We start from the raw sequence: 22565 nt of genomic DNA on the forward strand, positions 1-22565 counted from the left end.
CGACCATCGGATGGAAGGCCCGGAGCGTCATTCGAACGCTTCCCCCCGGTGGTCGAGGTGCGAGCCGCGTGCGGCGAGCCTCGAGACCCTGGCGAGATGACAAGCATCGCAACCACATCGGCTCCCAATCGACGCGCGAATAAAGTTGTCCACAGATTTCTCCGGTGTGGCGATCGCCGGACCGGTTTTGTCGGTACCCCTTCGTACACTTGTGCCCATAGGTTGGATCACCGATCGCGGGAGGGGAGGTTTCGGGTGTCGACGACGTTGACGTTCACCGACCCGGATGCCGACGCTGCCGCGATCACAGCCATGTCGCGCGATGAGCTCACCGAAACCGGCCCGGACCTGCTCCGCCAGTCCCGCAAATACAAAGCCCGAACAGTCCTGGCCGCTGCCGCTCTGGCGGAGCGGGTGTTTCGTGAGCATCTGGCCGGTCGACCCGAGACCGGTGTGTGGGGTTCGGTGGTCGAGCACGCCGAGAGACTCGGCCGCGCTGAGGTGTCGTTGCAGTTCAAGGTTTCCCGTAGCAAGGCCGGGAGCTGGATAGCGTTGGCGGATCTGTTGGACAAGTTCCCCCTGATCCGTGCCGCCTACTTGAATGGGGAACTGTCGACGAATCGGGCTTCGATCATGGCGCGCGCCGCCCAACGCGGCGGAGACATCGACACCGACACCGACACCGACACCGACACCGACACCGACAGTAGCGGCGGTGACGAGTCCGGTGACAACGAGGAGATGTCGTTCGAGGAGATCGTCCTGGACTACGGGTCCCGGGCCACCACCGATCCGGTGCTGTCCCAACAACTCGACGCTGCGCTGATTTCGATGAACCCCGACAGTGTGATCGAGGACCGCGACACCATCACCGATCTGGTGGGAAACGTGACCATCACCCCGGATGTCGCTGGACACTCCAACCTCGATGCGGTTGTTCCCGCGCATTACGGGGTGTTCCTCACCACCCAGATCAACGCCTTGATCGGAGAACGGACCTGCCGCAAGGACCCGCGTCGAGTGGGATCGCTGCGGGTGATCGCCCTTGGGGAGATCACCGGCGTGCCGGGGGCGCACCTCGACTGTGAATGCGGTCTGGCCACGTGCACGAAAGGCAGCGGTGCCGTCAACAGGGACTCGGCGGAAACCCCCGCTGACGCTGCGGATGCGTGGGACGACCGGCTACCCGGACCCGCCGACGCTCCCGACGTCGAGTTGGTGGAGTTGGTCGAGCCGGTCGCCGAACCCGAAATCCCCGACCCCATTAATTCACCCACCCCGGATGAGGTGCCCGTGGCGTTCGGACGTGCCCTGGTCGTACCCGGCGCACCCGTCCTGACGGTGTTGAAGGACCCTGACGGTGTGCTGGTGCCCCGGTTGCAGGGGTACGGGCCGATCGACCCCGACTACGCCACCACCCTCGCCGACGTGGCGAAGACGATCCATTACCCCGAATCCGTGCGTGCTGCTGGTCCGTTGATCCCGCAGATCTCCGACCGGCCGCAAGCGCCGCCGGCGGATCCGACCGGGCACGGTGGTCACACTGTGCCACCTCCTGGGGCATTGACCTATGCACCCAGCGCTGCGTTGCGTGCTGAGGTGCTGGCCAACGATGCGTGGTGCCGGTTTCCGTTCTGTGGGATGCCGTCACACCTGTGCGACCTTGATCATTGGCGACCCTTCAACCATGCCGACCCCGAGGCCGGAGGATGGACGGTGCTCGGCGATCTGATCCCGCTGTGTCGGGCCGATCACCAGCGCAAGCATCTTGCGGAGTGGGTGCCGACGCTCTTTCTGGATCGGAGGGTGGAGTGGCGGAGCCGGCGGACGGGGCAGGTGATTGTCACCTATCCGCGGTGACCGGTTCGCTGTGGGGTGGAACCAGCTGTGGCTCACCGGGTCTCGAGGCTCGGCGCACGCGCCTCGCACCTCGACCATCGGGGGGAAGGGCTCTCGAGCACCCAGGGGGAGGTCCTCGACCGCCGGGGGAAGGTCCTCGACCATCGGGGGTAAAGCCTCGACCACCGGGGGAAGGGCGGCCCGGTCGTCGGGGAAAGGGTGCCAAGGCCCTTGGGTGAAACATCCGTTCCCCCCGAGGGGACGCAACTAGGATGTGGGGATGATCATCGAGGCCGGTTGTATCGGTCGTGATCGCGAGGTCGGCGAGATCCTCGAACGCGCGGCTCAGCTGACGCAGACGTCCTACCTCCTGGTCACCGGCGCCTCCGGCATCGGCAAGAGCACGCTGCTGCGTCGCGTCGCGCAACTCGCTGCGCAGCAGGACCTGTCGATTCGCACCATCGACGACGCCGACGCCCTCGACACGGCGGAACTCACCGAGGTCATCGGCGAAGAGCACGAGACGCACCTCGTTCTCCTCGCTGCCACACACGAATCGTCGGCACTGATGTCTCTCCTACCCGATGTGATGCCACTCGCCGGGCTGGACCGCGACGCCGTGGCCGCACTGGCCACGGCCCGCGCACGAGCGGTTCATCCGACGGTTGTCGACAGGCTCACCCACCACACCGCGGGCAATCCGCGCGACATACTGAGCCTGCTGGACGAGCTACCGGGACGAGCCTGGTCGCAGGCGGGCATCGCGCTACCCGCGCCCGGCTACGTCGTCAGCTCGGTCCGCGAAGAACTCGGCGCGTGCCCCACACCCGCCCGCCGACTCATCGAAGCACTCTGCATACTCCACGACAACGAGTCACTGGGTGTGGCAATCGAATTGGCAGGCATCACCGACCCGCTCGACGCCCTCGACGACGCTCTGCGCACCGGGCTCGTCCAGGCTCCGGCCGCTCTGGTACCGGCCGATGCGCATCCCCGGATCGCCGGACCGCTGATACAGGCCGCGGTGCTCGAGGTGATGGGAATCCGTCGCGTCGGCGAAATGCATCGCCGCGCTGCCGATCTGGTGACCGATCCGGTGCACCGGCTCAATCACCGTGTCGCCGCGACCCCGGTCCCCGACGCCGCGCTCGCCGACGAACTCGACGCGCTCGCCCAGGCCCGCGCCACCGACGGCGAGTGGGCTGCGGCCGCCGAACTCTACCGACAAGCCGGTCGTCTGACCTCGGATCGGCTTCGCAGTGACCAACGCACCACCCTGTCGGTCGATGCATTGCTCGCCGCAGGCGACTGTGTGAGCGCGGCGTCGTACGTGCCGATCGTGGAGAGCCTGCGTGAGACCGCGCTGCGCAACGCCACCCTGGCATATCTCGCCATCCTGCGCGGCCGGTCCGCCGACGCCCACCTTCGGCTCGAACGCGCTTGGGGAATAGTCAGTTTCGAGCGCGAACCCGATGTCGCCGCACTGATAGCGCAGCGCTTCGTCCTGCACCATCTCGTCCGCTGCCGCGGGGACGAACTCGTCGACTGGGCCGATCGGGCCATCGAGATGGCCGGCGACAACTCGCCCGCCGGAATCGAGGCCGCAGTCATCCGCGGTCTCGGACAGGCGTGGTCGGGAGATTCGACCGGCGCCGTCGCCTCGTACACCGACCTCGCCGAACGCGTACGCTTCGGACCTCAGGCGCAGCGCGTCTCCATGGGGCGCGGCTGGCTCGAACTCGGCATCGACGATATCGGCAGCGCCCGAAGCCATCTGGAGACCGCCGTCTCCATGGCCGCTCTCGGCGGCTCCAACCGGATCTCTCTCTGGTCGCTGGCGTGGCTCGCCCGCGTCGAATTCCTCACCGGCGACTGGGATACCGCGCTCGTCACCGTGGAGCGAGGACGCGATCTCGCCCACCGGGGTGGCATCGAGCTGGTCACACCCTTGCTGAACTGGACTGCGGCGCAAATCCATTCGCTCCGCGGAGACTGGGCATCCGCACACGATGCAGCCGACCGGGCGGCGGCGCCCGCCGGCGACTACGAGATCATGCGGATACCGACGCTGCTCGCGCGAGCACAACTCGCCGAGGCCGCCGCCGATTACGGCAAGGTGATCCGCACCCTCGAACCTCTGCGGCAGATGGCCAAAGACACCCCCGCTCTCGTCGAGCCCGGATGGTGGCCGTGGGTCGACGTCCTCGCCAACGCACTGGTCGTCGACGGCCAACTCGACGAGGCCGACGCCCTGCTCACACCGTTCGAGGAACGTACCGCGGTGCGCGGACACCGTTCGGCGGCAGCACGACTCGGCTATGCGCGTGCCCGTCTACTCGGTTCCACCGGTGACATCCACGGCGCACGAAGAACTTTCGAGCGGTCACTGCAGCTGTTGGACGGCCTGCCGCTGCGCTACGACCTCGCGCGCGTGAACTTCGCCTACGGCCAGACGCTGCGACGGGCAGGCAAACGCCGAGCCGCCGACACCGTCATGGCCACTGCACGCGAGATCTATCATTCCCTCGGTGCGACAACGTATGTCGAGAGGTGCGATCGGGAGCTGAAGGCGGGCGGGGTACACACCGGGCACGCCGGCGCCTCCACTCGTGCTGATCGCGACGTCACCGACCTGACCCCTCAGGAAGAGGCCGTCGCGACGCTCGTCGCCCGCGGGCTGTCGAATCGGGAAGTGGCTGCCGAACTGTACATCTCGCCCAAGACCGTGCAGTACCACCTCACCCGCATCTACGCCAAGCTCGGACTGCGGTCGAGGTCGGAGTTGGCGGCGTCGCGATCCTGACCGTTGGTGTCGGTGTTGTCGACGACGGGCGCACCGGTCTTGGCCTCCACATCGGAGAACTCCACTCCCGGAGCCAATTCGACGACGTCGAATCCCGTTCCGGTGACGTCGAAGACACCGAGATCGGTGATCACCCTACTCACCACCGCCTTACCGGTCAGCGGCAACGAGCACTCCGCGACGAGCTTCGGGTCGCCCTTCTTGCTGACGTGCTCCATCAGCACGATGACCTGTCCGGCGCCGTTGACAAGATCCATGGCACCGCCGATGCCCTTGACCATCGCGCCGGGCACCATCCAGTTGGCCAGATCACCGTTCGCCGACACCTGCATGCCACCGAGGACCGCGACGTCGACGTGACCGCCGCGGATCATCGAGAAGCTGGTGGCGGAATCGAAATACGACGCACCGGGCAGCACCGACACGGTTTGCTTGCCCGCGTTGATCAGATCGGGGTCGACCTCGTCGTCGTACGGGAACGGCCCCACCCCGAGGATGCCGTTCTCGGCGTGCAGCACGATGTCGGAATCGGCGGGCATGTGATCGGGGATGAGCGTCGGCAGCCCGATCCCCAGATTGACGTAGTCGCCGGGACGCAACTCGCGTGCCGCGCGGGCGGCCATCTCGGTGCGGGTCCAGGTCATGATGTTCTCCTCGGAAAGTGAAGGGTGGCAGTCGATCGGGCGGGTCGGGAGATCACGCCGAGACGGCCGCCGGCCGCTCCCGGATGGTGCGGTGCTCGATTCCCTTGTCGGCGGCCTGTTCCGGGGTGAGCTCGACGATCCGCTTGACGAAGATCCCCGGCAGGTGGATCTGATCGGGGCCGAGTTCACCGACCTGCACCACCTTCTCGGCTTCGACGATGGTGATCCGCCCCGACATCGCGGCGGGCGGATTGAAGTTGCGGGCGGCGGCGTGGAAGCAGCAGTTGCCCGCCGTGTCGACGACGGCGGCACGCACCAGGGCGTAGTCGGTGACGATGGACTCCTCGAGCACCATCTCCTGACCGTTGAAGGTGCGGACCTCCTTGGCCGGTGACGCCAGCGCGACCGAACCGTCGGAGTTGTATCGCCACGGCAGACCACCGTCGGCGACGAGGGTACCGACGCCGGTCGGGGTGAAGAACGCGCCGATCCCGCTGCCGCCGGCCCGCATCCGTTCGGCCAGCGTTCCCTGTGGGGTGAGCTCGACGGTGACCTCACCGGCGAGGAACTGGCGGCCGAACTCCTTGTTCTCGCCGATGTAGGAGGCGATCACCTTGTCGATTCGCCTGGCCTCCAACAGGAGTCCGAGACCCGCGCCGTCGACGCCACAGTTGTTGCTGACGATGGTCAGGTTCCCGGCACCCTGGGCGAGTAGCGCGTCGATGAGGAACCTGGGGATTCCGGAGAGCCCGAATCCGCCGACCGCGAGACTCGCGCCGTCGGGAATGTCGGCGACGGCCTCGGCCGCGGACGCGGCAACCTTGTTGATGCTCATGACTTCTCCAGATGTTCGATGAGGGCGGCAGTGATGGTGGCGGGCTGTTCGACGTTGGCCAGGTGTGCCGCGTCGTCGACGACGAGCAGCGTGCCGTCGGCAACGGCGTCGACGATGTCGGCGAGCATCTGCGGCGGGGTGGCCGGGTCGTCGGCGCCGGCGATCGCGAGGGTCGGCGCGGTGATCGCGGAGATCTCGTCGCGTTGATCCATCGCGGCGATGGCCTCGCAGCAGCCCGCGTACCCTTCGGCCGGGGTGGCGGCGATCATGTCCCGGTAGTAGGCCAATCGGTCCGAATTCGACTTGTCGGCAAGGAATCCCGGGCTGAACCAGCGGCTGAGTACGCCGTCGGCGACGGCGACCGATCCACCGTCGCGTACCACCGCGGCGCGGTCGGTCCACCCGGCCGCCGGCCCCAGATACGTTGAGGTACAAAGCAATCCGAGGCTGCGCACACGGTCCGGGTTGCGCGCGGCGACCCGCATCGCGGTCATCCCGCCGAGGGAGAGCCCCACGATGGCGGCCTGCTCGACGCCCAGGCGGTCGAGTAGGGCGATGAGATCGTCGGCGAGGTCGTCGATCCCGTACGGCCCCTGCGGAACCGGCGACGCCCCGTGTCCCCGGGTGTCATAGCGCACCACCCGGAAGGTCTTCTCGAGTTCGGGGACCTGAGCGTCCCACATGCGGTGGTCGGAGCCCAGCGAGTTCGACAACACGACGACCGGCGCGTCGGCGGGTCCGCTCACATACGATGCGACCTCGACCGCGCTCATCGGATCACCTCGAACACCGCGGCCAGTCCCTGACCGCCGCCGATGCACATGGTTTCCAGGACGTGGCGGGCGTCTCGACGTCGTGCCTCATACGCCGCGGTCGCCAGGATGCGGGCGCCGGTCGCGCCGATCGGATGCCCCAGCGAGATCCCGGAACCGTTGGGGTTCAGGCGTTCGTCGGTCGGGTCGATCTCCCATTCGGCGAGGACGGCGAGCACCTGTGCGGCGAAGGCCTCGTTGAGCTCGATCAGATCCATGTCGGCGAGGGTCAGGTCGGCGCGGCCCAATGCCGCCGCGGTGGCGCCGACCGGTCCGATCCCCATCTCCTCGGGGGCGCATCCGGTGACGGCCCAGGAACGCAGTGCCAGAAGCGGTGCGAGACCGCACTTTTCGGCACCGGCGCGGGTGGTGACGACGCACATGGCCGCGCCGTCGTTCTGGCCGGACGCATTACCGGCGGTGACCGTCGACTCGGGGTCGATGCGGGAGCGGATGGCGCGCAGCTTCGACAGGCTCGCGAGGTCGGCGTCGGCACGCGGGTGCTCGTCGCGGTCGACGACGGTATCGGGTTTCCCGCGGCGCCCCGGGATGGCGACGGGCACGAGTTCGTCGGCGAAGCGCCCGGCGTCGTGTGCGGCGATGGCTCTTTCGTGGGAGCGCACCGCGAGTTCGTCCTGCTCGGTGCGGCTCAGCGAGTATTTCTTGCGCAGGTTCTCGGCGGTCTCGATCATCCCACCGGGCACGGGGTGCGATTGTCCGCCCGCGGTGAGGCGACCCCGATCGAGGCGGTCCATCAGCTCGACGCCGCCCTGACGCACCCCGGTCCGCAGACCGAGCGCATAGTGCTCGACGTTCGACATCGATTCTGCACCGCCGGCGACGACCAATTCGGCTCCCCCGGAGGCGATCTGGGCGGCACCATTGAGGATGGCCTGCAGTCCCGAGCCACATCGGCGGTCCACCTGCATGCCGGGCACGCCGATGCCGAGACCGGCGTCGAGGGCGGCCATGCGTCCGATGGCGGGCGACTCACCGTTGGCATAGCCCTGTCCGAGGATGACGTCGTCGACATCGCCCTCGCCGAGGCCGGTCCGCGTGGCGAGTTCGCGTAGCAGTGTCGTCGCCAGGTCGGTGACGGTCAGCGGCGCCAGCGCGCCACCCATCCGGCCCACCGGGGTGCGCAGCGGGGAGCAGATGACCACATCGGTGGCGGAAGTGCGTGAGGTGCCAGAACTCATACTCCGAGGCTAGGCCGCCCCGCTCATATTCTGAAGTACCAAAATCGCCGCTATTGAGAGCTGCAAAGTATCAACGGTCATAGACTAGCGCCCATGGAACTGCGCCACCTGCGGTACTTCCGCGCGGTCGCCGAGGAATTGCATTTCGGCCGGGCCGCGCAACGACTCCACATCGCCCAGCCACCGCTGTCGGCACAGATCCGGCAGCTCGAGGCCGAACTCGGCGTCGAGTTGCTGACCCGCTCGACCCGCCGCGTCGAACTGACCCCCGCCGGGACCGCCTATCTCGCGCAGGTCGTCGCCATCCTCGACGCCGTCGAATCCGCCGGCTCGCAAGCGCGACGCATCGCCGAAGGCCAGGAAGGACACCTGACGATCGGGTGTGTCGGCTCGGCCACCTACTCGCTGCTCCCGCAACTCGTCCGCACACTGCGCGACGAACTCCCCGGGGTGGAGGTCGCGGTCCGCGGCGAGATGCTGGCGCCCGAACTGCTCTCCGCACTCGAAGAGAGACGGATCGACCTCGCACTGCTACGACCGCCGGTCACCGGGACCGACGCGGTGATCGAACCGATCCGTTCCGACCGGCTGATCGTCGCACTCCCCGACAGCCACCGACTCGCCAACCGCGCAGAGCTGTCCGTCGCCGACCTGGCGACCGACGATCTGATCGCCCACGCCGGACACGGCCGCTCGGTGATGAACTCGGTGATCTCGGGTCTGTGGGCCGACGCGGGGTTCGTGCCACGTATCCGCCACGAGGTCGCCGAGACCTCGACGCTGGTCACGCTCGTGGCCGCCGGGCTGGGGGTGGCGATCGTGCCCGCACCCACCGCCGCCCTCGACATCGCCGGCGTGCGCTACGCCGACCTCATCCCGCACACCAGCGTCGAACTCGTCGCCGCACGACCCGCTCTGGTGCACTCACCGGTGGTCGACCAGGTGGTGACGGTGCTGCATCGCCTGGCGCAGGCGCCGGGATGAGCGCTACCCGGGCCCGTCAATAGCCTGGAAACTCAATAACCCAGAGACTCAATAACCCAGGAATGCGTCGGTGCGAATCCGCCAGAACGCCCAGCGGGTTGTGGTGTCGGTGCGGCGAATGGTGGCGGCGGTGGTGCGCACGAACGCGGGATTGCCCGACACGAGATAGTGCGCCTCACCGGAGTGCACCGCACGCCCGACGAGGTCGACCAGCGCCGCGGGTTCGGCGATACCCGCGGCCAGCCCTGCGTCGGCGATGATCTCGACCCGCGCGCCGGCGGCCCGCAGGATGTCGAAATCGTCGTCGTACACCGTCCGCTCGGCGGCACCGACGACGTGGACGACCGTCAGCCACGACAGGTCGGGGCGGCCGTCACCGAGCGTCAGTGTGCGCAGCATCGATCGGTACGGGGTGATACCGATCCCCGCGGCCAGTAACACCAGTGGGTGCCGGCCGACCCGGCGCTCGAGGGTGAAATCGCCGCCGGTCGCGTCGAGATACAGCCTGCTCCGCCGGGATTCGACGAGATCGGACTTGAAGGCGGACACCTGCGCCGATGGCACGGTGAATGCGAACTCGACCGGGTTCTCCCCCGGCGCCTCGGCGTAGGAGAACACGCGACGGGTGCGCTGCCACAGCGGCGCCGACCACCGCGGCGCCGACACCATCGCCCACTGGCCGGGCGCGAACCGCAACGGCGAGGTCGTGTGCGCGCGAACTCGATAGGTGTTCTCGGCGATGCGGTCGACACGGGTGTCGAGCACCACCCGCCCCGCTCCGCGCTGGGCGACCAACCGGACCGCGAAGGCGTAGACACATCCGACGCCGAGCGCGATCTGCGGCACGAACTCCAGCGAATAGGTGTCGGTGATCTCGAAGGTCTGCTGCCAATTCATCAGCACCGCAACGATGATCGCGTACACCGCCCGGTGGATACGCGTGGTCGGCGAGGTCAACGGCTCGGGCAGCATGACGGCCGCGAGGAACAGTGTGGGCGACGAGACGAACACGAACTGCAGATCCTGACCGCCCTGCGTCACCTGCAACACACCGACGGTGGCCAGCGTCGCCAGCACGAAGACCGTGACGAGCCACCATTCGCGCAACGCGGTCACCAGCAGGACGCCGATGATGAGCATCGGATAGAACAGCGGCTCCGCGGCCACCCACCAGAACGGCGAACTCAGCGGCACCCCACCGATACTCACCCCGGCATAGGCGACCGCGTACGCGGCGATCGCCCCGACGACGGCCGGGTTGAGGATCAACCGGCGACGCCACACCACCACGTATTTGCTGATCGCCGCGGCGCCCGCGGCGATCACCATCGACACCGCCGAGGCCGCATCCGAGACACCTGGCATGAGGAAGAACAGGATCAACGCCGTGATCGCCCACGAATCCGCACCCGGCGGTACCCGCACCAGCGCCGCACACAGGTAGGTTCCGGCGCCCGTGACGGCCAGTGCGATCACCAGAGACACCAGCAATTGTTCTGGGGTGTAGGCGAAATCGTTGTCGACGGCGGCGACGATGAACGACACGACGGCCAGTGCGAGCAGCGCGAGCAGCACCGCGCGATGCATGGTCAGCCATCGCGGTGACAGACTGCTGCGCAGTGACGGACTCGTCATACGAACAGCTCCAATCCGGGGATCGAGGTGTGCTCGACGACTCCGTTGCCGCGAATCGTCACATGGTCGGGTAGGTCGGTGCCGGCGAACCGGAACCCGGCGATGTCGGAGCCGACCGACAGTGCCGACGTCCGCCCGTGACGCGCACCGAGGCCGATCAATTCCGTTGCCGCCGTGAAGAACAGCGCGGTCGCGAGGCCGTCCGCGGTCATCGCGTCGGCCGCGTACACCCAGGTGGCCATGACCTCACGGGTGGGGGCGGCCGTCGTCGGGTCGACGATGTGGTGCCAGTCGCCCCACATGCGACGGTTGGCCGCAGACGCGCACAGCGCACCCCCGGTCAATTCGACGAGTCCGATCGCCTTGGTCGGGTCGAGGGGGTGTTCGAGGGCGATCCGTACCGGTTCGTCGCGCGGCGAGATCACCATGTCCCCGCCGGCGTCGACGAGGTAGCGCTCGGTGTGGTCGGCGACGATCGACGCCACCCGGTCGACCGCGAAGCCCTTGCCGGCTGCCCCGACGTCGAGCAGGACAGGGGTGTGGACCACCAATTCGGTACCGTCCCAGTCGATGACGTCATCCCACGCGGGCGCGGGCACGGCGCGATCGGGCGTCAACGAGTAGTCGGCGTCGTATCCGGCGTCGTCGAGGATCTGCCCGACCAGCGGGGTGAGGGCACCACCGGTGGCGTCGTAGAGCTCGCGATACCACTCCAGCAGACACCGATCCTCGCGGGCGAGGCGGTACCGGCCGGCCCTGCGGGACATCTCGGCGACCGTCGAGTCCGGCCGGAAGCGTGACCAGAACCGGTCGATGCGATCGAGTTCGGCACCCACCGCCGCCCGCACACGATCCGAGAGCGGCCGGTCGGTGGTGATCGCCCAGACCGTGCCGAGCGCCTCGAACGTCCAGTCGCTACTCACCGGGTCGGTACGCACCGGATCAGGCGCGCGCCTGCGACTTGATCTGGGCGATGGCGTCATTGAAGCCACCGGAGGTCAGTGACGATCCGGACACCTTGTGCACGTCGAGATCGTCGATGTTCTTGCCGACCACCTCGGAGTTGATCCCGCTGGCGAACTTCGCCTGGAACTCGGCCGACGTTCCGCGGGTCTGGCTGCGATCCAGATCGACCTTGGTGATCGTCGAATCATCGAGCGTGACGGTCACACCGATCTGCTGCGGGCCGCCCGGGGAGACGTAGTGACCGGTGGCGCTGAAGGTTCCGTTCTTGTACTCGCCGGAGCCGCCGGCGGCACTGGTCGCCGAGGTGCCCGAGGCCGCCGCACCGGTGCTCTGGGTGGTGTCGGAGGCGGTCGCGTCGTCGGAACCGCATGCGGCGGTCGCCAGGCCGAGCGCGGCTACGGCGGCAACCACCCCGGTCGCGCGGGTCACGGTCACGAACTCATCTTTGCGGACCATGGTCCGGATTGATCGGGTCATGGTTCCCCATTCTGGGGCACGATCACCGTCCGGCGCCTCCCCTGAGGCCGATGTCTTAGGGTATCCCAAGAAACCTCGCAGGGACCTGCCGGTTTCGCGCATCGGATGGATCAGCGGCCGGCGGCCGCCACGCGAGCCTGGATGGCGTTGACGAACACCGACGAGATGTCGTCGGCGGTCTTGGCGACATACGAGGTCCCGCCGGTCGCGTCGGCGATCTGCTTCAACGCGTCGGTGTCGGCGTCGGAGGAGATGCCGATGGTGAGCACGAGTACCGGACGCGCCGGATCCTCGAGCTTCTTGAGCTCGGTGATCAGCTCGTCGAGGCTGATGCTGCCGGGATCCTCGTTCTCGCCGTCGGTCATGATGATGACGCTGTTGGAGTAGGTCGGATCGTAGGTGCTCTGGACCTGCTTGAACGCGGCGAGGGTGGTGTCGTAGAGACCCGTCGCCCCGCCGAGGTTCTGCGGCGCCAGCCCCTGCGTCACCGCGGCGGCGAGTTCGTCACGGTGGGTCTTTCCGTTGGCCGCGGGCGCGTCGAGCCGACGGATGTCGGACAGCGACACCCAGTCCTGGCCGCCCGGCCCGCGGTTCTGGCTGAACGCCCAACCGCCGATCTCGGCGTTGTTCGGGAAGAGCTTCAGTCCCTGCAACGACGCGTCGATCAACAACTGCGCCCGGGTCTCGGAACCGACGCGCTGCTGCATCGATCCGGAGGTGTCCTCGACGACGAGCGTGCGGATCGGCACGCCGAGCACCTGCCACTGCCGCAGTGCCTTGTCGACCTCGGCGGGATCGCGCAGCGTGAGCACCTGCACCGGCTGACCAGTGCCGTACGGGTGATCGCCACCGACGGGCACACCATTGGGTTTGCGAAATGCCGCATCGGCCAACGGTTGTGCGGCGTTGCCGGCGATACCGGCAGCCAGCGCCTTGCCCGCGTCGTCGGCGTCACCCTTGCGCGACGAACCCGCGGTGTTCACCAACGGATAGTCCAGCAACACCGTGCCGTCGGCGGGGATCGCGAACTTCAGCTGCGAACCCGGATGGGTGCGCATGAACAACACATACTGCTGTTCGGTCGTCACCGCCGGCACCTCGGAGGCGTTCGCCAGATTGAGGCGCGTGCCCTCGCTGTCGTTGGTCAGACGAACGTTGTTCTGCTGCACCGCAAGTACCGTCATGCCCTCGAGCAGTTGATCCTCGGTGAGCTTGTTGGCATTGACCTCGGCGAGCGCGCCGACGATCGGTGCGTCGCCGCTGCTGGTGTCCACCGGGCTGCCCGCGCGCAGATCGGGCAGCTTCATGACCTGCTCCCAACTGGCCAGCTGCGGCACGTTCTTGCCGACGACGACGGTGGGCGTGGACACCAACGACGGTGAGGTGAGATCGAGTTCCTGACGGACCTGGGTGATGACGCGGCGAGCCTGCAATTGCGAATCCGGCACCCACAGATCGGGGCGCTGATCACCACTGGTCAACAGACCCGGGGCGGCAGAGCCGGCCACCGAGTCGACCGAGTAGTCGTAACAACTGTTGGCCGAGACCGTGGCCGCGGAATCCCGCAATGCCGAGGCGATCGTCGGGTCGGCGGCGACGGTCACGCTCGTCCGGTCGCCGTGACAGGCCCCCGAATCGACGGTCCGCCACACCACGAATCCCGTGACGAGGGCGGCGACGACCACCAGGGCGCCGAGTCCCCACAGCAGCGCGCCGCGGCGCGACGACCGCACCTTGCGGTGCTCGAAACCGAAGTCGTCGGTGGCAGCGCCGGATTGACCGTCACCCGGTCGGCCGGGCGTGCGCCCGGAGTCCGCGGGCTCGTTGCTGTGCCGCCCCATGTGCGCACTCCCCCTGTGTTGTTGAATCCGGTGGTGTCGAATCCGGTGGTGTCGAACTCAGCCGAACTTCTGCTGGAAAGTCGTCAGCGATGTGTGCAGGTCACCGTGGATCACCTTGGCCGTCGCCATCCCGATCGGCCCCATCAACGGCAGACCACCGAGGTCGACGAGGAATGTGATCGTCGATCCCGAGGACCTGGGCTCCACCGACAGATCGAGCTTGACCTTGATCCCGCCCTTGCCCGAACCCTTCAGCCGCACCTCGCTGCCCTCGACGTACTTGTCGACGACCCAGTCGATGCGCACGGGATTGCCCTTGACCTTGACGATCGAGGTCACCTTGAGTCCCTTGCGCAATTCGTGCGGCTGCGGCACCGGACTGCGCCATCCACCGTGGAGCACCAACCACTCGTCGAAACGCGACAGATCCGACGCCGCGGTCCAGGTGTCTGCAGGTGACAGCTCGAGGTCGATGGAGTCGCTCGTCTTCGCCATGGTGTGGAAGCCTAACCGGTGATGCAGGTGCACAGACGACGACCCGAGCCTTGCCCGACCGGGCGCGACCGGCTGACCGCGGCGATCGCCGATCCCGATACCACCGTCGGGGCCCGAGCCCTGCTCGGTGCGGTCCTCGTCGGGCATGACGTGACCCTGCGGATCACCGAGGTCGAGGCCTATGCGGGACCGCGCGATCCCGCCTCGCACGCCTTCGTGCGCACTGCGCGTTCGGAGATCATGTACGGCCCACCCGACCGGCTCTACGTGTACCGCATCCACGGCCATTTCTGCGCGAATGTGGTGACCGGGCCCGACGGGTTGGCCTCGGCGGTGCTGCTGCGCGCCGGTGAGGTTCTCGACGGATCGGCACGCGCACATCGTCGACGAGCGGCCGGTCGGGCGGCACCGGTCGCCGTGTCGGCGCTGGCGCGTGGTCCGGGCAACCTGACCCGCGCAGTGGGGATCACGATGGACGACCTGGGTACCGACCTCGCCGACGGCACGCCCGTCACGCTCCTACCCGCCGACTATCGGGTCGACCCCGAGGCGATCAGCGCCGGCCCACGGGTGGGTGTCCGGCGCAACGCCGACCTCGCGTGGCGGTTCTGGCTCACCAACGACCCGACGGTGTCGGCATATCGCCGACACCCGCGGGCCGCAGTGGGAAATTAAGCGGGATTCTGCGGCGGCTGGTTGGGTGTATCCGGGTTCTGTGTTTCCGGGTTTTGGGCTCCGACGGCCTTGCGGGCCGCGTCCTGCGCCTTGTCGACCTGCGAGGCGTATTTGCCGCCGGTCGCCTTGTCGATGGCGTCGCCGCCCTTGTCGATCAGACTCGGGTTCTTCTGCAGTGCGGCCTTGGCCTTGTCGACCAATCCCTTGAGATCCATGACCAGCTCCTCGTGGTGGGGTGATGACCGTCTGTCACGGTGTACAGATCGGGCGAAGCGGTCCCCGAGTGTAGGTGCCGCATCGAGCTCATGCCAGCGATTCTCGCTCGACGCCGTCGATGTGCCCCGAGCCGTCGATGTGCTCCGAGTCGCGGTCCCCGACCAGACGCGGCAACAGCCGCGACACGATCTCGACACCCACGATGCCGCAGGCCGCGGCGATGAACGCGACAGCATTCATGTCCCAGTTCGACGAATCCAGTTTGAACATGTGCTGCGTCCACGGCCAGGCGAAGATGATCACGTAGGCGCCGACGGAAGCGACCAGCAGCACGATCTTCCACCACGTGTACGGCCGCGCGACGACGGCCAGGACGTACAGGGCCACGGCGATCAGGCAGATCAGGGTGGCCGTGGCCGCCTGGGTCTGTGCGGGCGGGAGATCGACGCTGTCACCACCCAACGCCACCCCGGTCCCGCCGGGATTGACGATGACGTAGGTGATGAACGCGGCGAGCCCGACGATGATGCCGTTGGGTACCGCCTGGGTCAGCACCCGACGGACGAAGCCGGTGCGGGCACGCTCGTTGTTCGGGGCGAGGGAGAGGATGAACGCCGGCACACCGATGGTGAACCATGCCGAGATGGTGACGTGGATGGGCTGGAAAGGGTAACTGAGCGAGGCGAATCCGAAGATCTTGCCGGCCACCCCGGCGACGCCGACGAACAGCGCGAGCAGCACCGCGTACACGGTTTTGGTGAGAAACAGGTTCGATACGCGCTCGATGTTGCCGATCACCCGCCGGCCTTCGCCGACCACATACGGCAACGTCGCGAATTTGTTGTCCAACAACACGATCTGCGCGACCGCACGGGCCGCCGAACTGCCCGACCCCATGGCCACGCCGATGTCGGCGTCCTTGAGGGCCAGGACGTCGTTGACGCCGTCACCGGTCATCGCCACGGTGTCCGCGCGCGACTGCAGCGCCGCGACCATCGCACGCTTCTGGTCGGGACGCACCCGGCCGAAGATGACGCCGTCGGAGACGACGTCGGCAAGTTCGGCGGGATCGTCGGGCAGGGTGCGCGCATCGACGGCCGACTCGGGCGAACCGAGGCCCAACGACTGGGCCACCGCGCCCACCGAGCGTGCGTTGTCGCCGGAGATCACCTTCACCTCGACGTTCTGGGAGGCGAAATAGTCGAGGGTGTCGCGGGCGTCGTCACGCACCCGCTGTTCGAGGACGACGAGCGCGACCGGCGTCAGCGTCCCGGGAACGGTTGTCGCCGAACGGCTCTCGGTGGGCGCGGCATCGGGGACGGTGTCGACCGGGACGTCGGTGTGCCCGAGCAACAACACCCGCAGCCCGTTGGCGCCGATGTCGGAGGCCAGCGTGGCGGGCTCGGAGTCGGGGTCGAGGAGCACGTCGGGGGCACCGAGAACCCAGTTGCCGCGATCGGCACCGGAGGTGTCGGCGAACGACATGCCACTCCACTTCTTGGCGGAGGTGAACGGCTCGATGGCGGTGAGGTGCCAATCCGGGGCCTGCGGGTAGGCCTCGGCCAGCGCGAGCACGCTCGCGTTGGGGCTGCGGTCGTTGGCGGCGAGCCCGGCGAGGACGTCGTCGACCGAGATGGTGTCGGCGGCGTCGCCGACTCCACGCACCTCCGACAGGCGCATGCCGTTCTCGGTGAGCGTGCCGGTCTTGTCGGCGCAGACGACGTTGACGCGGGCGAGGCCCTCGATCGCGGGCAGTTCGTTGACCAGACATTGGCGGCGCCCGAGCCGGACCACGCCGACGGCGAACGCGATCGACGTCATCAGGACCAGTCCCTCGGGCACCATCGGCACGAGCGCGGCGACCATGCCCAACAGTGACGCACGCAGGCCGTTTCCGCTGATGAACAACTGGTTGACGATCGTCAGGATGCCGGCCGGGATGAGCAGCCACGTGATGACCTTGAGGATCTCGTTGATCCCGGACATCAGCTCCGAGGACACCAGCGTGAACTTCGACGCCTCGGCGGCCAGCTGCGAGGCGTAGGCGTCGGCGCCCACCTTTGTCGCCCGGTACGCGCCGGACCCCGACACCACGAAGCTGCCGGAGAGGATCTTGTCGCCCGCGGCCTTGTCGACGGCGTCGGCCTCACCGGTGAGCAGCGATTCGTCGACGTCGAGGACCAGTGATTCGACGACCTCACCGTCGACGACGATCTGATCGCCCGCGCCGACCTCGATGATGTCGTCGATGACGACCTCGGCGGGCGGCAGCTCGTGCACCTGCCCGTCGCGGCGTACCCGGGGCCGGGTCTGGCCGACGATGGCCAGCCGGTCGAGGGTGCGTTTGGCGCGGACCTCCTGGATGATGCCGATGCCGCTGTTGGCCACGATGAGCAGACCGAAGAGGCCGTTGATGAACGAGCCGGTGAACGCGACGATCGCGAACAGCACACCGAGGATCGCGTTGATCCGGGTGAACACGTTGGCGCGGATGATGTCGGCGACGGTTCGCCCGGACCGGTCGGGCATCGAGTTGACCTGCCCGGCGGCGACCCGTTCGGCCACCTCGTCGGCGGTCAGTCCGGGATTGGTGGCTCCGGTGTCGATCAGTCCGCTCACGCCGAGGCTTCCCACCACTGCGGATCGGTGAGTCCGGTCCCCGCCCGACGGGTGAGGTCGATGGTGCCGCCGGGCTGCGGGACCATCACCGTGGTCGCGTTGCGGCCGGCGCTGGGCAGCAGGCGCGCGATCGGCTCGGCCCACGGGTGGCGGGCGAGGGAGAACGTGCCCCAGTGGATGGGGACGAGGACGGCGTCGGTGCCCGCCGACCCGGAGACCATCCGGTGGATCGCGACGGCCTCCTCAGGGTCGACGTGGACGTCGGGCCACAAGGTGTCGTAGGCGCCGACCGCGATGAGCGTGAGATCGAACGGACCGAGTCGTGCGCCGAGGTCGTCGAAGCGTTCGGAGTAGCCGGTGTCGCCGGAGAAGAACGCACGATGTGTCGGTCCCACGATCGCCCAGCTCGCCCACTGGGTGAGGTCGCGATCGAACATGCGGCCCGAGAAATGCCGGGCCGGCCCGCACGTGAAGCTCAGGTGACCGGTCCGACCCGTGACCTCCACGGTCTCCCAGAGATCGGCCTGCCGGATGCGTTCGGCCGGAACGCCCCACGACAGCAGGTGTGCGGCGACCCCGAGCGGGGTCACGAAGGTGACCTCGGGCTGGGTGTCGGCGATCGTGCGCACGGTCGCCATGTCCAGATGGTCGTAGTGGTCGTGGCTGATCAACACCACGTCGAGGGGCGGGAGGTCGGCGGCCGGCAGCGGGGCGCGGTGCATCCGGGCGGGCCCGATGACCTGCGACGGCGAACACCGCTGGGAGAACACCGGGTCGGTGAGCACCCGTACCCCGTCGATCTCCACGAGGGCCGAGGCATGCCCGAGCCAGGTGACCGCCAGTGCCCGTGCCTCGTCGGGAAACGTCGGGCGCTCGACCCGGATGGGAGTCGACGGGCGCCCGGGTCGACGGGCCATGTCGAGCGCGACGCGCAGGTCGGGCGCCGCCCCGGCCGACGGCGGTTCGGGGTTGGTGAAGGTCCGGCCCACCAGGTTCGGAGAACCCGCGACATGCCGCCAGATCGATTCCGGGTCGGCGCCGATCGCCCGTGCCGCGGGCAGTCCCGCCGAGGCCAAGGAGTCGACGGCCGCGCCTGCCGCACGCACGCCGAGCGTGCTGACCGAACTCTTCACCCGCCCCAACACGTCGGTGGGCGTCCTTTCGATGGGCGTCGTCACGATTCTCAGCGTAACCGTGCCCGCCGGAAAGTCGTGGTACCGGAAAAGGGGGACACGGCTTGGTAGCATTCTCGCCTGCAACCAAGTTCACGCGTGTGCGGAGTTCACATGCTGGTCGGGAAGTGAAATTTCGTTGGCACGGATGTCCGTCACGGATCGGCGCGCAGCGCTGGTCGAGGCCGCATATCGGGTCATCGCCGACCACGGCGTCGAGGGCGCGACGACCCGCCGGATCTGCGCGCACGCCGACATGCCACTCGCGAGCTTCCACTACGCCTTCGAATCCCGGACCGCCCTGCTGTGCGCGGTGATGGAGACGGCCGTTCCCACCGACATCAATCAGATGTTGCAGACGATCCAGGCCGAGGACGACCTCGTCGCCGGGTCGGCGGTGGAGGCGATGGAAAAGAACATGCGTCGCCAGCTCGATGCGTTCTACGCCATGCTCAAGGCCGATCCGGGTCGGCTACAGGCCACGATCTCGCTCGGCATCTACGCGCACAACCATCCCGAACTGCAGCGGCACGGCAAGAAGATGTACGAGGATCTCTACGGCGTCGCCGCCGCGGGCCTCGATGCCGGGGCCACGCGCTGCGGTGTTCGATTCGTCGCCCCGTCCACCGAGATCGCGCCCGCGATGATCGGCGCGTTGATCTCGATCACCTTGATCTATCTGAGCACCGCCGACGACGCCGTGGTCAATACCCTCATGGAATCGCTTGTCCGACAGACGATGTCGGCGGTCGTCGCGGATGACGAGACTTCATGACGCCGTCGGCCACCCCCATGGGACTCTGGGAGCGCGACCCGCGCCGGTACTGGGCGGGCTTCACCGAGGCACTCACCACGGCCGGGGTCGACAGTCCCGCCCTCGTCCTCGACACCTCCGCGCTCGAACACAATGTGGCCGACCTGCTGCGCCGCGCCGGCGGCGTACCCATCCGGTTGGCCAGCAAGTCGTTGCGGGTCCGCTCGGTCATCGCCGACCTCGTCGCCCGGCCGGGATTCGCCGGGGTACTGGCGTACGACCTCGACGAAGCACGCTGGCTGGCAACCGAATCCGGTATCACCGACGTGTTGATGGGATACCCGACGGTACGCGCGAGCGCCATCGGCGAATTCCTCGCCGACGACATCGCCACCACGCGGGTGACGTTGCTCGTCGATTCCGCGGCGCATCTCGACGCGATCGACGCGATCGCGGCCCCCAACTCCCGTCCGGCCGTCCGTGTCGCCATCGACCTCGACGCGTCGCTGCGCCTGCTCGGCGGACGAGTGCATCTCGGCGTGCGGCGCTCACCCATCCACGATCTCGACGCCGCACTGGCCCTCGGTCGCTCGATCGTCGAGCGTCCCGGCTTCGACCTGGTCGGCGTGATGTCGTATGAGGCACAGGTCGCCGGGGTCGGTGACGACGTGCCCGGCAAGCGCGCGAAGAACGGGGCCGTGCGACTGATGCAGCGCGCCTCCATGGCCGAGATCCGCCGTCGCCGTGGACGAGTCGTCGCAGCCCTGCGCGACATCGCACCGCTGGAGATCGTCAACGCCGGCGGAACCGGCTCCCTGGAGGCCACCTCGCGGGACACCTCCGTGACCGACATCGCGGCCGGCAGCGGGTTTTTCGGCGGCCACCTGTTCGACACCTATCACCGCTTCCGGCCCGCACCGGCGCTCGCGTTCGGGCTCGACGTGGTGCGCATCCCCGCTCCGGGCTTCGTCACCTGCGCCGGTGGCGGATGGATCGCCTCGGGACCACCGGCACCCGATCGCCTGCCCCGCCCGGTATGGCCCCGCGATCTCCACTATGTGGCGACCGAAGCGGCCGGCGAGGTGCAGACGCCGCTGCACGGATCGGGAACCGAGGGCCTGCGGATCGGGGATCGGGTCTGGTTCCGCCACACCAAGTCCGGCGAGGTGTGCGAACGGTCGTCACGAGTCGCGCGGATCGCGCGGACCGCCGACGGGACGGCCCGGGTCGACGAGCTGCTGCCCACCTACCGTGGAGAAGGGAAGTGTTTCCTGTGACCGTCGCGAGTTGGCGCAACTGGGGCGGGACGGCGCAGTGCACACCGGACGCCGTGCACTCCCCCGGCCGGATCGACGAGGTCGTCGCGGTGGTCGAGCGTGCGGCGCAAACACATTCGACGGTCAAGGCCGTCGGGGCGGGCCACAGCTTCTCCCCCATTGCCGTGGCGCCGCAGCATCAGCTGGACATGTCCGCATTGCGGGGACTCGTCGACGTCGACGCCGCCGCCGGGCGCGTCACGCTGCGTGCGGGCACCCATCTGCACGAGCTGCCTGCCCTGCTCGGTGAGCACGGCCTGGCCATGACCAACCTCGGCGACGTGGACCGGCAGACCATCTCCGGGGCCACCTCCACCGGAACCCACGGCACCGGAATCGCTTTCGGCGGCATCAGCACCCAGATCGTCGGTGCGACCCTGGTGTCGGGGACCGGTGAGGTCGTCACCGTGTCCGAGGACGATCCCGACCTCGCCGCCGTCGCGTTGGGCCTCGGCGCGCTCGGCATCCTCGTCGACCTGACCATCCAGTGCGTCCCCGCGTTCTCCATCCGGGCCGAGGAGTACCCGCTCGACGCCGACGATGCCATCGACGGCTTCCTCGAACGCGTTGCGACACAGGATCATCACGAGTTCTACTGGTTCCCGCACACCAACTGCGCACTGGCGAAGACCAACACCCGACTCGGCGGCCTGGTCGAGCCGTCGGGGACCGGCGCGGTACGCCGCTACATCGATGACGAGATCCTCTCCAACCGCGTGTACGGAGCCGTGTGCGCCCTCGGCTCCCGCCTACCCGCGGTGGTTCCCGCGATGAGTCAGCTGTCGGGGCGGGTGCTGTCGGCCCGGACGTTCACCGACCGATCGGACAAGGTGTTCATCTCCTCCCGCACGGTCCGCTTCCGGGAGATGGAGTACGCGGTACCGCTGGAGGCGACGCCGTCGGCACTGCACGAGCTGCGAAAGATGATCGACCGCAAACGCTATCGGGTGAGCTTCCCCGTCGAGGTCCGCGCCGCCGCAGGCGACGATCTGCTGCTCTCTACCGCATCCGGTGGACCCCGGGGGTACATCGCCGTGCATCGATACCACCATGACGATCCCACCGACTCCGCCGCATATTTTGCCGATGCCGAGGCAATCATGACCGATCACGGCGGTCGCCCGCATTGGGGCAAGATGCACACACGCGACGCCGGGTATCTCCGGTCGGTCTACCCGCGCTTCGACGAATTCCTCGCCGTCCGAGACCGGTTCGACCCGAATCGGGTGTTCACCAACCCCTACCTGCACCAGGTGCTCGGTTCCTGACTGTTCCGCTCATCT

The 22565-nt window shown here is 68.0% G+C and carries 19 protein-coding genes; 7 read left to right on the plus strand and 12 right to left on the minus strand.

Annotated features, from left to right (window positions below):
• The first annotated feature begins 255 nt into the window (after positions 1–255).
• Both J6U32_RS23570 and J6U32_RS23575 read left to right on the plus strand, forming a co-directional pair.
• A complete protein-coding gene (locus J6U32_RS23570; protein WP_208792392.1) occupies positions 256–1860 on the plus strand; it encodes an HNH endonuclease signature motif containing protein in 1605 nt (534 codons plus the stop codon).
• A gap of 259 nt (positions 1861–2119) precedes the next feature.
• Positions 2120–4642, plus strand: a complete 2523-nt coding sequence (locus tag J6U32_RS23575; RefSeq protein ID WP_208792393.1) for a helix-turn-helix transcriptional regulator — start codon at positions 2120–2122, stop codon at positions 4640–4642.
• On the opposite strand, the gene J6U32_RS23580 is transcribed toward J6U32_RS23575, so the two are convergent.
• The 4 genes from J6U32_RS23580 to J6U32_RS23595 are packed head-to-tail and all read right to left on the minus strand — an operon-like array spanning position 4588 to position 8132.
• Complete coding sequence (locus J6U32_RS23580) at positions 4588–5286, minus strand: CoA transferase subunit B (protein ID WP_208792394.1); 699 nt, start codon at positions 5284–5286, stop codon at positions 4588–4590. The genes J6U32_RS23575 and J6U32_RS23580 overlap by 55 nt on opposite strands.
• Before the next feature lie 52 nt (positions 5287–5338).
• Positions 5339–6121, minus strand: coding sequence for a CoA transferase subunit A (locus tag J6U32_RS23585; protein ID WP_208792395.1), 783 nt, complete (start codon positions 6119–6121; stop codon positions 5339–5341).
• Entirely contained in the window at positions 6118–6894 is a 777-nt protein-coding gene (gene pcaD, locus J6U32_RS23590) for a 3-oxoadipate enol-lactonase (RefSeq protein WP_208792396.1), read from the minus strand. Before pcaD ends, J6U32_RS23585 begins: the two co-directional genes overlap by 4 nt.
• Entirely contained in the window at positions 6891–8132 is a 1242-nt protein-coding gene (locus tag J6U32_RS23595; RefSeq protein WP_208792397.1) for an acetyl-CoA C-acetyltransferase, read from the minus strand. Before J6U32_RS23595 ends, pcaD begins: the two co-directional genes overlap by 4 nt.
• Positions 8133–8225: 93 nt before the next feature.
• Between J6U32_RS23595 and J6U32_RS23600 the strand changes: the two genes are divergently transcribed.
• The gene (locus tag J6U32_RS23600) at positions 8226–9116 is read left to right on the plus strand and encodes a LysR substrate-binding domain-containing protein (protein WP_208792398.1); all 891 of its coding nucleotides are present in this window, start codon (positions 8226–8228) and stop codon (positions 9114–9116) included.
• 48 nt (positions 9117–9164) lie between these two features.
• On the opposite strand, the gene J6U32_RS23605 is transcribed toward J6U32_RS23600, so the two are convergent.
• The 5 genes from J6U32_RS23605 to J6U32_RS23625 form a co-directional block, all read right to left on the minus strand.
• The gene (locus tag J6U32_RS23605; protein ID WP_208792399.1) at positions 9165–10751 is read right to left on the minus strand and encodes a ferredoxin--NADP reductase; all 1587 of its coding nucleotides are present in this window, start codon (positions 10749–10751) and stop codon (positions 9165–9167) included.
• Positions 10748–11689 (minus strand): FAD:protein FMN transferase, encoded by a 942-nt coding sequence (locus J6U32_RS23610; RefSeq protein ID WP_208792400.1) that lies wholly within the window; start codon positions 11687–11689, stop codon positions 10748–10750. Before J6U32_RS23610 ends, J6U32_RS23605 begins: the two co-directional genes overlap by 4 nt.
• Before the next feature lie 4 nt (positions 11690–11693).
• On the minus strand, positions 11694–12194 hold the full coding sequence (locus tag J6U32_RS23615; protein ID WP_208792401.1) for an FMN-binding protein: 501 nt from the start codon (positions 12192–12194) through the stop codon (positions 11694–11696).
• Positions 12195–12304: 110 nt separating this feature from the next.
• On the minus strand, positions 12305–14035 hold the full coding sequence (locus J6U32_RS23620) for a VWA domain-containing protein (protein WP_208792402.1): 1731 nt from the start codon (positions 14033–14035) through the stop codon (positions 12305–12307).
• A 57-nt stretch (positions 14036–14092) separates the two neighbouring features.
• The gene (locus J6U32_RS23625) at positions 14093–14530 is read right to left on the minus strand and encodes a type II toxin-antitoxin system Rv0910 family toxin (RefSeq protein ID WP_208792403.1); all 438 of its coding nucleotides are present in this window, start codon (positions 14528–14530) and stop codon (positions 14093–14095) included.
• A 21-nt stretch (positions 14531–14551) separates the two neighbouring features.
• Here J6U32_RS23625 and J6U32_RS23630 point away from each other — a divergent pair, with 21 nt between their 5' ends.
• Positions 14552–15205 carry a DNA-3-methyladenine glycosylase gene (locus J6U32_RS23630; RefSeq protein ID WP_425324090.1) on the plus strand — a complete coding sequence of 218 codons (654 nt, stop codon included), beginning with the start codon at positions 14552–14554 and terminating at the stop codon, positions 15203–15205.
• On the opposite strand, the gene J6U32_RS23635 is transcribed toward J6U32_RS23630, so the two are convergent.
• From J6U32_RS23635 to J6U32_RS23645, 3 genes are all read right to left on the minus strand, one after another.
• Positions 15202–15420 (minus strand): antitoxin, encoded by a 219-nt coding sequence (locus tag J6U32_RS23635; protein ID WP_208792405.1) that lies wholly within the window; start codon positions 15418–15420, stop codon positions 15202–15204. The genes J6U32_RS23630 and J6U32_RS23635 overlap by 4 nt on opposite strands.
• A gap of 88 nt (positions 15421–15508) precedes the next feature.
• Entirely contained in the window at positions 15509–18040 is a 2532-nt protein-coding gene (locus J6U32_RS23640) for an HAD-IC family P-type ATPase (protein WP_208792406.1), read from the minus strand.
• Complete coding sequence (locus J6U32_RS23645; RefSeq protein WP_208792407.1) at positions 18037–19218, minus strand: MBL fold metallo-hydrolase; 1182 nt, start codon at positions 19216–19218, stop codon at positions 18037–18039. The genes J6U32_RS23640 and J6U32_RS23645 overlap by 4 nt, the downstream gene beginning before the upstream one ends.
• Positions 19219–19360: 142 nt before the next feature.
• On the opposite strand from J6U32_RS23645, the gene J6U32_RS23650 reads away from it, so the two are divergent.
• The 3 genes from J6U32_RS23650 to J6U32_RS23660 are packed head-to-tail and all read left to right on the plus strand — an operon-like array spanning position 19361 to position 22550.
• On the plus strand, positions 19361–19987 hold the full coding sequence (locus J6U32_RS23650; protein ID WP_208792408.1) for a TetR/AcrR family transcriptional regulator: 627 nt from the start codon (positions 19361–19363) through the stop codon (positions 19985–19987).
• The gene (locus tag J6U32_RS23655) at positions 19984–21243 is read left to right on the plus strand and encodes an alanine racemase (RefSeq protein WP_208792409.1); all 1260 of its coding nucleotides are present in this window, start codon (positions 19984–19986) and stop codon (positions 21241–21243) included. The genes J6U32_RS23650 and J6U32_RS23655 overlap by 4 nt, the downstream gene beginning before the upstream one ends.
• Complete coding sequence (locus J6U32_RS23660; protein WP_425324091.1) at positions 21231–22550, plus strand: D-arabinono-1,4-lactone oxidase; 1320 nt, start codon at positions 21231–21233, stop codon at positions 22548–22550. Before J6U32_RS23655 ends, J6U32_RS23660 begins: the two co-directional genes overlap by 13 nt.
• Positions 22551–22565: the final 15 nt, after the last annotated feature.

This window comes from Gordonia polyisoprenivorans (genome assembly GCF_017654315.1).
In the GTDB taxonomy this organism is placed as follows: Bacteria; Actinomycetota; Actinomycetes; order Mycobacteriales; family Mycobacteriaceae; genus Gordonia; species Gordonia polyisoprenivorans_A.